This is a genomic window from Bifidobacterium sp. W8112, from assembly GCF_016101425.1.
In the GTDB taxonomy this organism is placed as follows: domain Bacteria; phylum Actinomycetota; class Actinomycetes; order Actinomycetales; family Bifidobacteriaceae; genus Bombiscardovia; species Bombiscardovia apousia.
Map to the genome: position 1 here is coordinate 468,852 of NZ_JACFQN010000002.1, position 10,577 is coordinate 479,428.

Annotated in this window: 6 protein-coding genes and 1 pseudogene; 3 read left to right on the plus strand and 4 right to left on the minus strand. The window is 56.6% G+C overall.

The features are described from left to right. Window positions 1-409 precede the first annotated feature (409 nt). Window positions 410-1,972: pseudogene (locus tag H3T92_RS08390) on the plus strand (RCC1 domain-containing protein); the annotation flags it as partial. A 126-nt stretch (window positions 1,973-2,098) separates the two neighbouring features. Further along, window positions 2,099-4,027, plus strand: a complete 1,929-nt coding sequence (locus tag H3T92_RS08235) for an InlB B-repeat-containing protein (RefSeq protein WP_332460626.1) — start codon at window positions 2,099-2,101, stop codon at window positions 4,025-4,027. Window positions 4,028-4,218: 191 nt separating this feature from the next. Here H3T92_RS08235 and H3T92_RS06130 read toward each other — a convergent pair whose 3' ends face one another. Both H3T92_RS06130 and H3T92_RS06135 read right to left on the minus strand, forming a co-directional pair. After that, on the minus strand, window positions 4,219-5,619 hold the full coding sequence (locus H3T92_RS06130; RefSeq protein ID WP_144085369.1) for an NCS2 family permease: 1,401 nt from the start codon (window positions 5,617-5,619) through the stop codon (window positions 4,219-4,221). Between the two features lie 922 nt (window positions 5,620-6,541). Continuing rightward, complete coding sequence (locus H3T92_RS06135) at window positions 6,542-7,819, minus strand: hypothetical protein (protein WP_144085368.1); 1,278 nt, start codon at window positions 7,817-7,819, stop codon at window positions 6,542-6,544. Window positions 7,820-8,509: 690 nt separating this feature from the next. Between H3T92_RS06135 and H3T92_RS06140 the strand changes: the two genes are divergently transcribed. After that, window positions 8,510-8,725: a hypothetical protein gene (locus tag H3T92_RS06140; RefSeq protein WP_144085367.1), complete on the plus strand. Its 216-nt coding sequence runs from the start codon at window positions 8,510-8,512 to the stop codon at window positions 8,723-8,725. A gap of 4 nt (window positions 8,726-8,729) precedes the next feature. Here H3T92_RS06140 and H3T92_RS06145 read toward each other — a convergent pair whose 3' ends face one another. Together H3T92_RS06145 and pstB are read right to left on the minus strand one after the other, a co-directional pair. Then, complete coding sequence (locus H3T92_RS06145) at window positions 8,730-9,716, minus strand: AEC family transporter (protein WP_144085366.1); 987 nt, start codon at window positions 9,714-9,716, stop codon at window positions 8,730-8,732. 68 nt (window positions 9,717-9,784) lie between these two features. Further along, window positions 9,785-10,564 carry a phosphate ABC transporter ATP-binding protein PstB gene (pstB, locus tag H3T92_RS06150; RefSeq protein WP_144085365.1) on the minus strand — a complete coding sequence of 260 codons (780 nt, stop codon included), beginning with the start codon at window positions 10,562-10,564 and terminating at the stop codon, window positions 9,785-9,787. Window positions 10,565-10,577: the final 13 nt, after the last annotated feature.

Below are 10,577 nucleotides of genomic sequence, written 5' to 3' on the forward strand. Positions count from 1 at the left end.
AGCAATCAGTTAATTACCTGCCTACAATTCGATCGTAAAGGCAAGAGCAAAGCCCGGATGAAACCCCTATATTCCAAGGCAGTGATAGACTAATTCCGATTGAACGTCATGCAAGCTGGTCTTGGGGATTGAGTCGGGGACGCAGGTGCCACGTTGCATGCACTGTTGCTTTCGAAGGAGACTGTATGCAATCCTCATCTAGGAGTCGTGCGTGCTGCATAGCTTCTCTTGCAGCTATTATCGCCTCAGGGCTCGTATTGGCAAATCTCTCTGGAATCGACCTGGCACAAGCGGATGCTACCGCATCCCCAACGGCATCGCAAAGCAAAGAAAATCAGGGGGGGGGGGGGGGCTGATCCCAAGCATACCTGGTTCAACTCAAACTCCCTCTAATACTCCCACGCCAACAGTGGCCCAAACGCCAGATTTCCGTATCCAAACAACACCCTCCCCTACTTTTCCATCCCCCACTGCACTAACCTCAGCAAGCTCTGCCACTTCCACCCGGTCGGCAAGCCCCTGCGCCAATAATCAATGTTCAGTCACCTTTGACACGACTCAGGCTGACACAGCGACCCCTGCCACTCAGACTATGCCTTCGGGAGGTCTGGCAAAACGTCCGACCGATCCAACCAGGCACGGGTACTTCTTCGATGGCTGGTTCATCGGTCAAGTAGCCTACGACTTCAACCAGCCCGTCACCAGCAACTTGAAGTTGACCGCAAAATGGACAGCTGGCGACGGCCATTGGTCCTTGGCGCCTGCACACGGAACTGCATTGGGAGGCACCACAGTGACACTGACTCCCCCAGCGACCCGTAACATCAAATTCTCTCAAATTACTTCAGGAGCAACCCATTCCTTGGCTCTTGGGTCGGATGGAAGTCTTTATGCCTGGGGTGATAATAGTTCAGGGCAAGTGGGCGATAACAGCACCACTTTGCGACAAACTCCAGTGAAAATAAACAAGCCGGCCAATACATCGGACCAATTCACATTCACTACCATTGCCGCTGGCGACCATTCCTCTCTTGCTATCGGTTCTGACGGAAATCTCTACGCTTGGGGAAACAATACCCGTGGACAACTTGGTGACGGAACTACTGAAAACAAGTTGGCTCCTGTCAAGGTTCCGAAGCCTGCAGGTGTTTCAAATGGATTCACCTGGACACAAGTAAGCGCCCGATGGGATCACACCCTGGCATTAGGCTCAGATCACAATCTGTACGCCTGGGGCTGGAACGGGTACGGCCAGCTCGGCAACACCAGCATCCCTACAGGCAGCGATAATCTAGCTGCGTACAGTAGCAAGCCTGTACTTGTCAGCACGCCAGCCGGAGTCACTTTCACTCAGTTAAGTGCTGGACGGTATGATTCCTTGGCCCTAGGCTCAGATAAGCAATTGTACGCCTGGGGTTTAAACGCCAGCGGCCGCTTGGGTGACGGAACCGAGATTCAGCGATTTACTCCTGTTCCGGTCCACCAACCCGCCGGCGTTATCTTCTCACAGTTCAGCGCAGGAGATACATCTTGTTTCGCAATCAGCACGAATGGGGATCTTTACGCCTGGGGATGGAACGGGTACGGACGGCTAGGAGATGGCAGCAATGCTGAAGATAGAAAGACGCCCACTCTCATATCCCCGCCCGACGGGGCATCGGCAGGATTCACCTGGGCTCGAGTCATGGTGAGAGACGATCACGTCCTGGCCATTGGCTCGGACGGCAATCTCTATTCCTGGGGACTTAACGAATACGGCCAACTAGGGATCAAAGATATAAACACCGATGGTTCGTACATCAATAGACCGCATATTGTCGATCAATCAACTACCTCAACTGCCCAAAAATTCACTTGGACTCAGATCAATGCAGGATGGAGAGAATCATCTGCATTAGGATCAGATGGAAACCTGTACACCTGGGGATGGAACAACGGCGGACAGCTAGGTGATCCAGCCGTTCCCATAGGCGATAATAGCCAGGCGAGGAGGCTGACTCCCGGTTTGGCGGCCTTCCCTCTTACACCGGATGTTACTGCGGTCAAATTCGATCAAACCCTGGGCAGCAATCTGAAAAAATCGGGTACAAACTGGCAGGTGGCAACGCCAGCTCATAGGAAGGGTCAAGTAAAAGCGACCATCACCTGGAATCTCTATGGTCCGCAGCCCGATGAGATCCTGGACTACACCTATGACCCGCTCACCTATGTTGTCACTTTCGACAAGGCCGACGGCAGCCAGCCCACCAGTCAGTCGGTCATCGAAGACCAGATGGCTTCCAGACCGGATCAAGACCCGACCCGTCCCGGCTTCCTATTTGATGGCTGGTTCAACGGCGATGCGGCCTACGACTTTTCTTCCCCCGTCAAGGGTTCCACGAAACTGACAGCCCACTGGACGGCAGGCACCGGGCAATGGAACATCTCTCCCAAGCAGGGTCCCGACAGTGGTCAGACCAAGGTGACCCTGGTTCCACCTGCAGCGCGAGGCATTAGGTTCAGCCAAGTCAGTGCCGGCGATGATCATTCATTGGCTCTCGGATCGGATGGAAATGTCTATTCCTGGGGTGCCAATACATACGGACAGCTTGGCGATGGGACCACAACGGACCGCTTGACCCCGGTTCAGATTCCCAAGCCGACAGGCGTGAACCGATTCACACAGGTCAGTGCAGGAAAAGCCTTCTCATTGGCCTTGGATGACCAGGGCCACGTCTGGGCATGGGGTCTTAACAGCTCCGGACAGCTGGGCAACAATACCATTGCTACCAATGGCTCATCTGCATACAGTTCAAGCCCGATTCGCGTGCAAGCCCCAAGCGGGATGACGGCAACAAGCTTCAGCCTCACCGGCATCAGTGCAGGAATCACTCATGTCCTCGCCGTAGACGGGCAGGGCAGAGCCTGGGGTTGGGGGTCCAATGAATTCGGTAAACTGGGTATTTCCTCTGGCACTGTGGCGATGACAGGAATCACCACCAGACCCGTCCAGGTCGCAACCCCGCAAGGTGAGACGACGGGATTCCGCTATGCACAGGTCAGTGCGGGCGGCTCACATTCTTTGGCGACCGACACCCAGGGCCGTGCCTGGGGCTGGGGATCAAACCAGAACGGTGACCTGGGCAATACGAGCGATGTGGCGCTTAATAGCTACACCTTCACACCTGTCCAGGCCAAGCCGGGCACCAATCCGACAGGCGGCTTCAAGCCTGTTCAGATCATTGCCGGCAACGGCCACTCCTCCGCCCTTGATGATCTGGGACGTCTATGGACCTGGGGCGGGAACAGCAATGGAGAGCTCGGCCTGGGCGACACCACCACAAGGACTGCCCCATCCTTGGTAGCCATGCCTGCAAACGTCAGCACGTTCACGCAGTTGACAGGCAGCAGAGTTAGCGGCAATTCGCTGGCTCTGGACCAGAACGGAAACATCTGGGGCTGGGGTCAAAACTCAACAGGTATGCTGGGGACTGGAGGCACAGGCAGCCTAAACAAACCAACCAGGATGAGCAATCCATCAGGCATTGACCATTTCGTCAAGGTCAGCGCCGGCACTGGCCACACCCTGGCCATCGCCTCCAACGGCAGCACATTGGGGTGGGGAAACAACAGCCAAGGAAGGCTGGGGAACAACGCGACACAAACGACTTATTCTCCTGTCAATGTGCTCTTCCCCTTCAGACTCGGTACTCCGTCTGCAGTGCAATTCGGAGATACCTCAGGAACCAGCCTAAGCTCCACGGGGCAGAAGGACGGCGCCTGGACTGTGCTGACGCCGAACCACCAGGCCGGCGACACGGCTGTCAGCATCGCTTGGACGCTCAATGGGGCTCCACAACCCAACGATGAGACCAATGCCTTCCGTTTCATCCACTATGGCATCCTCCCCCTGACCGGAGAGGAAGGCATCCTAGTGACCATTCTAACCGGCTTGCTGGCCGCAGTCGCTGGCCTGGCCGCCAACCGGCAACGCCTTGAAGCACAAAGCGCACAAGGCGGAAAAGCAGCCGCTCGGCACAAGCACTGACAGGCACGAACGAGCAGGGCCCCGTCACTACAAAGGTGGCGGGGCCCTGCTGCGGTCTCTGTGCCTGATTTGCTCTCTGCGCACCCTCAAACAGTCAGGTCAACCTGACAACAGCATGACGACGAACCGCACTGCTGAGCAATGGTCCTGAAGAATGCTGCTTGTGGAGAGCTCGTAATTCTAAAACTGGCTTAGAGAACAGCCTGGAGCACGAAGTCCAGGATGAAGAGGGCAGAGACCGCCCAAATGATGGGGTGAACCTCCTTGCCCTTGCGCTTGCAGACCATGGTCAGGCAGTAGGTGATGAAGCCGGCGGCCACGCCGTATGAGATGGAATAGGCAAAGCCCATGAAAATGGCCGTGAAGAAGGCCGGTATGGCCTCAGACAGCTGGCCCCACTCAATCTCGGCGAAGGAGCTCATCATCATGCAGCCCACAATGACCAGGACGGGCGCAGTGGCCGCCGAAGGCACAGCCGAGATCAAGGGAGCGAAGACGGCACTGAGCGCGAAGCAGGCGGCGATGACTACCGAGGTCAGTCCCGTCCGGCCGCCAGCTGCGATGCCCGCTGCGGACTCCACGTAGGTGGTGGTGTTGGAGGTGCCGAAGAGAGCACCGATGGAGGTGGCCGTAGCATCGGCGAACAGGGCCTTATCCATCTTGGAGCTGAAGCCTCGGCCGCTTTCCAGAGCCTGCTCGTCCTCGGCTGAGAAGATGCCTGAGCGCCGGCCGGTGCCCACAAAGGTGCCGATGGTGTCGAAGGTGTCCGACAGGGAGAAGGCGAAGATGGTCACCAGAACCACTGGCAGCTTGGCCGGGTCTGAGAAGAGCGCAGGGAAGCCCTCCGGACTGAAAATGGCCAGGAAGGTCTGCGGCAACTGTGACCAGGCCTGACCCAGATCGACCGACTTGGCCATGCTGGTGACCCCCATGGGAATGCCCAGGAGCGTGACCGCGATGATGGCGATGACGAAGGCGCCCTTGTTGATGAAGGCCAGATGGCCCTTGAACTTGAAGATCAGCAGGAAGACGGTCAGCAACAAGCCGATGACGAAGAGGATGACCCCGGGGGTGTTGAAGGTGGTCAGCCCAGGGTTGGCGCCGGCCGCCGAGGTCTTGTCAGGCGTGAACTTGATGATGCCCACATTGAGCAGACCCACATAGGCGATGAAGACGCCGATGCCGCCGCCGATGGCGTGCTGGAGCAGGGGCGGAATAGCCTGGATGATCATCTTGCGCAGCTTGGTGGCCGTGACCAGGATGTTGATCAGGCCGCACAGGAAGACCATGCACATGGTCTGCTGCCAGGTGAAGCCCAGCCCCTTGACCACGGTGAAGGTGAAGAAGGCATCCAGTCCGACTCCTGGCGCCACGCCGTAGGGCACGTTGGCCACCAGCCCCATGATCAGAGTGCCGATGATGGCAGCGATCAGAGTGGCGAGAAAAACGGCGCCCCAAGGCATGCCCGCTGTAGAGAGCACTGAGGGATTCACCACGATGATGTAGGCCATGGCGAAGAAGGTGGTGATGCCTGCTACCACTTCCGTAGAGACTGTGGTATTATTATCCGAAAGCCGAAATAGCTTATGCATATTCGATTCCTTATTGTCTTATTTGGCGATGAGACAAGGAAAGAATATCACGAGCACTCGGCTTTTTCTGTTACAAGTCCCCCACCCTATTGAGCTCTAGAGTTATACGCCAAGATTTGTGCACGTTAGTCTGCGATTTCAGAGTATTTGACTGATATGTGGGATTCGGTCCAGTCACTGGCGGTGCCTAGGTGTTGTGCTAGTGAAATCAGAAGCTATTGGGATGTCAAAAGCTTCCACGACAGAAGTGTTCTAGCTTTCATCTCTGTTTTCAATGGTGCGCAAACTTGTTTCCATGAAATACAGAGTTTGTGCGATGCCTGTCCAGACTGTTGCAGCTTGGCTCGTGAAATGATGCTGCTGATGAAGGACCGTGTTGCCGGGTACATGATTTGATCTAAATCGGCTTCGGATCCTTCCAACGAAACCAGGAAGTTCTAACTCGTATCCTGATCTGTGATTCACAGACTCCTTTAATATATGACCACAAGCCATACCCAGTATGGCCCGGACTAATCGTGCAATATGCGAAAGGCTACCGCCTAAGCAGAGTGCGCCTTATCGCCATGCTTCAAGGTATGACCCTACAATTCACAGCACTTTGCTCCAGTTGAATCCGTGGTGTTGAAGTCTACGGATTCTTTCACGTTCTGAACGGAATCTCGGTACCTATCAGCAGCTTGCATGATCTGAGACTGGAAATTAATAGAGGCTGCCGTGGATGAGGAAGCATGGGGGCTTCGTTGTGTTTGGTCTGGAAGGCCGAAATCCTAGTGTTGGTTAAAAACCTGAGATAAGGGGTGATGACTTATGGAGCCTTCTGGGAAAGCGCCTGCAACGTTCTTATAGTTCCATTAAGCCATGCAGGAAACATATGAGGCTATGAGGTTAGTCTGATTTGGGAATAGGAGTGTTAGGACTATTAGTCGTGGCAGACATATCTCATTGTTACCTGCCCTGTGAAACAGCCGGGCACCTTCTGGCCGTCTTTGGTTTGGTAACCGATGACCCGTCCGCCTTGGCAGTCGACTTCGTATAGATTCCTCACAGCGAACCAAGCCTTTCGCTTTTGATACCGCTTCTCGTATGCCGGAGGCTCGTATCCTTTCGGCGGCTGTGCGTTGTTCCCATAGCCGTAGGCGACGATTTCACCTACGGCCGCTTTCTTGCCTCCAGCATCAACCAGGAGGATTTCCCTGAGCTGGGACCTGTTCTTTTCTAGCGGTGGTTTCCCGACGGTCATAAAGGTGCGTCCTCCATGACTCTGTGAGTTCTCCAATTGGGCTTCAATGACCTCTGCCCCGCTGTAGGAACCACTGGAGGTCAGCTTGTAGGCCACGATTTCCTTACTAGAGGGGAGTGGATCGTTTTGCTGGTAGGACTGCAGCAGCCCCGGGTAATATTTGAGTTTGGCCACTGTCCGGTAGGTGCGGCCTGTTTGGCCCATGACCCAGTCGCTAATGTGGGGGTCGATGGCCGACAGGACTGCGAGCATCTTATCCAGATACTGGTCCGTTTGAATACTTAGGACGTTCTCGCCATGGGAGACCCTGTTACGTAGGCGGCGAATTCTATCGATGTCAAGCAGGAGTTTCACCCGTTGTCGATCATTGACCTTGTTATGGGTCATCTCCGGAAAGGCCTTATACAAAGCCTCTTTCCAGAGCTGTCGTGCATCCGCTGCCCACTTGAGGACTGTTGGGTCTTTGCTTGTGAAATCCGTAGGTCCGAGTAACCGTTGCCAACCTCCGAACATCAATTGCGCGAATGCATCATTCCTGTTCGGGTATTGGCCATGCTTTTTGTGATTAGGATTCTTTTCCCATATCCGGTATACCCTGCGGCATGAGTCCCACAGCTTCCTTATATGGCCTGCGCCCAGTAGTTCCTCAATAAGAGGCGGCACCTGGCTCAAAGGAGCGGTCTTATGACCTTCGAACCATTCGGACGGCGGCGTTTCCCCAAGCCAGTCGTCGAATCCGTTAGCATGAGCCCAAAGCATCAGCTCCTTGTCCATTGCATTGCGCACACTCATCTCGACAAAGGAGATCTGCGTGACTGCCACTCCGGAGAATAAGGTATTCCAACGGTATAAGTCCGCGGCTTCCACTCCCGGGTGTTTCCGAGCCTCGTTCTTATAGGGTTCCAAGCGCTTCTCTGATATCGCCAGATCCATAATCGAGTGAGTTGCAGTCTGCATAAGGCCATGATACTATATAAGAGCAATAAGTTCTTCGCCCTCACATCGCGAGATGTGGGGGCGTCGTATTTTTTGGGTCATATGCCAAAATATTCGCAGGTTAGTCGGTGCTGCTGGGGTATCTGACGGGGGTGTGCAGTTCGTTCTAGTCGATAGCGGTGGCTTGGTGCAGATCTTGTTGGCTGTGTTGCCAAGCGAGGTCGTTCAACCGTTCGAAATTCTGGTCACTGCAAGTGTGGGTGGCCGGCCGGACATCTCTCTGGGGGTCGGCGGCGTGTTGATGACCCCGCTGGCAGATGGCTCTGATTTCGTGTTCCGAGCCCAGCCCATTGTGGTTCCTGGGCAAGGCGCGCAGTCGTTAGTTCATGATTCGAGCAGATTGTTATTCGTGGGAATCGGGGCCCCGCACCGCTAGCACCGCCACTGGGTGCGACCTGTGCTGGTAGTGCCCAGACCAGGCAATTCGGTGTCTTCATGCTTTCTAAGGAGAGCAGGCATCTACTGGATGCTTCTAGCCCCACCCCGATAAGGGCTTAGAGGATGAAAAACGCACACATTTTGGCGTATAGCCCGAGTTCCAATACCGCCGCAGAGCTGTCCGCCCACCTATAATCGGCATACCGGCAGGGCCCTGAAGCCTTCCTTACCTGGGGATGAGTTGAAGGGCACGGCGCTTTCTAGGAGGGGTATATGGCCAGGAACAATCACTGGGACCAGGACGATCAGAAGCAGTATCAGCATGTCCACGACAGCGAAGTCGATCGCGGACAGGATGAACGTGCTGCCGAGCGGATTGCAGCAGCGACGGTCAACAAGCAGCGCACCCGTGAGGGCCGCACCCTGCGCCAGGAGCAGGCGCGCCGCGACCAGGGCACAGACGTCAAGAAGGACGAGAAGAAGGACTGAATCCTCAGAGGGCGCCCATCAGCAGATGCGCCAAGACCATGAGGACCGCACCGATCACCGCAGTCAGGGCCAAGGTGAATCCGGCCAGACGGGCGTTGCCCAGGACCTTGTCGGTGAACATGGTGGCGAAAACCGCCGTAGGAGCCAGGCAGCACAGGGCCACCGCCTGACGGATCAAGGGTTCGAAGGGCAGCAGATACCATGCGGCCGTCGCGAACAGGATGCCGAAGGGCAGTCGCCAGGCCAGAATCTGCAATACGGACTTGACATCATCCCGTCCGCCAGGCAAGTCCATGAGCATGCCCACCATAAGCATGGAGCAGAAGGCGTTGGCTGCCGAGAGTGGACGGGTGATCTGGGCCGACCAGTCTGGCAGCGAGATCCCGGCCAGCGTAAAGCCCACCATGACCATGTAGGTGTCGAAGGATGGCGAGCTCAGGAAACCCTTGGCTATGGAGATGGCTGCCGCCTTGCGATGGAGTTTGCGCGCATCAGGGTCATCCAGCTTGACCGGCTCTCCTGCATCGGGATCCAGGGACTGGCCGGGGCGAATATGCAGAAGCCCCTGGGTCATGACATTGGTTCCAGCGGAAACCATGACCGAGTTGCCGATGTCGAACATGGCGGCGGGAACCAGGGCCGCCGTGCCAAGCAGCGACTGAAGCATGGGGAAGCAGAAGCATCCGATGTTGAAACCCGATCCGTTGAGCATAAGAAAAGCCCGCTGAGCCGTAGGCCGATGCTTGCTGGTCAGGAAGATGGCCAGGGGCGGAATCAGCGAGGCCACAAAGGCGAAGGCCGAGACCAGCAGCAGGCTGGGATCGTGAGGGTTGGTAGCGAAGGAGTAGATGATAGCCCCCGGCAGGACCAGGTCGAACACCACGGTCTGCAGCACCCGATAGTCCAGTGGGCGAAAGAGACCAAAGCGCTTGAACAGGTAGCCCACCAGGATGATGCCCAAGAGAGTGGCTGGTTCCAGCAGTACTCCCATGCCCTCGCTCCTTCCGTGGATGCCGGAACCATGATACCTGACGGGCGGAGGCGCAGACCGGTTCTGTCTCAGCCGAAGCGACCGGAGATGTAGCGCTCGGTGTCCGGCTCGTGCGGGTTGGAGAAGATGGTGGTGGTGTCGTCCATCTCCACCAGATGGCCGGGCTGACCCAGGGCCTTGAGATTGAAGAAGGCTGTATAGTCCGAGACCCTGGCGGCCTGCTGCATGTTATGAGTGACGATGACGATGGTGTAGTCCCGCTTGAGCTCGTTGATCAGATCCTCCACAGCCAGGGTGGAGATGGGGTCCAGGGCCGAGCAGGGTTCGTCCATGAGCAGGACCTGGGGGTGGACGGCCACGGCACGGGCGATGCAGAGCCGCTGCTGCTGACCGCCCGAGAGCCCGATGCCCGGCTTGTCCAGACGATCCTTGACCTCGTTCCAAAGGTTGGCCCCGCGCAGGGCCCACTCCACCAGGTCGTCGGCGTCCGACTTGGCGATGTGCTTCTTGTTGAGCCGGATACCAGCCAGGACGTTCTCCCGGATGGACATGGTCGGGAAGGGGTTGGCCCTCTGGAAGACCATGCCCACATCCCGCCGCACCTCGACCGGGTCCACATCCGGTCCATAGAGGTCGCGACCCTCCAGCAGCACCTGCCCGCTCACATGCGCCCCCGGAGTGATCTCGTGCATGCGGTCCAGGGTGCGCAGAACCGTGGACTTGCCACAGCCGGAGGGACCGATGAAGGCGGTGACCTTGTTGGCCTGGATCTGCATATTCACGTCCTGAACGGCCAGGAAGTCGCCGTAGTAGACGTTCAGATGGCTGATGTCTATGCGTTGGCCCATGTTCCGGCCTCCG

Excerpts from the sequence above, each read along its gene's own strand:
- H3T92_RS06130 (WP_144085369.1), bottom strand. The coding sequence starts at position 5,619 with ATGCATAAGCTATTTCGGCTTTCGGATAATAATACCACAGTCTCTACG.
- H3T92_RS06135 (WP_144085368.1), bottom strand. The coding sequence starts at position 7,819 with ATGCAGACTGCAACTCACTCGATTATGGATCTGGCGATATCAGAGAAG.
- H3T92_RS06140 (WP_144085367.1), top strand. The coding sequence starts at position 8,510 with ATGGCCAGGAACAATCACTGGGACCAGGACGATCAGAAGCAGTATCAG.
- H3T92_RS06145 (WP_144085366.1), bottom strand. The coding sequence starts at position 9,716 with ATGGGAGTACTGCTGGAACCAGCCACTCTCTTGGGCATCATCCTGGTG.
- pstB (WP_144085365.1), bottom strand. The coding sequence starts at position 10,564 with ATGGGCCAACGCATAGACATCAGCCATCTGAACGTCTACTACGGCGAC.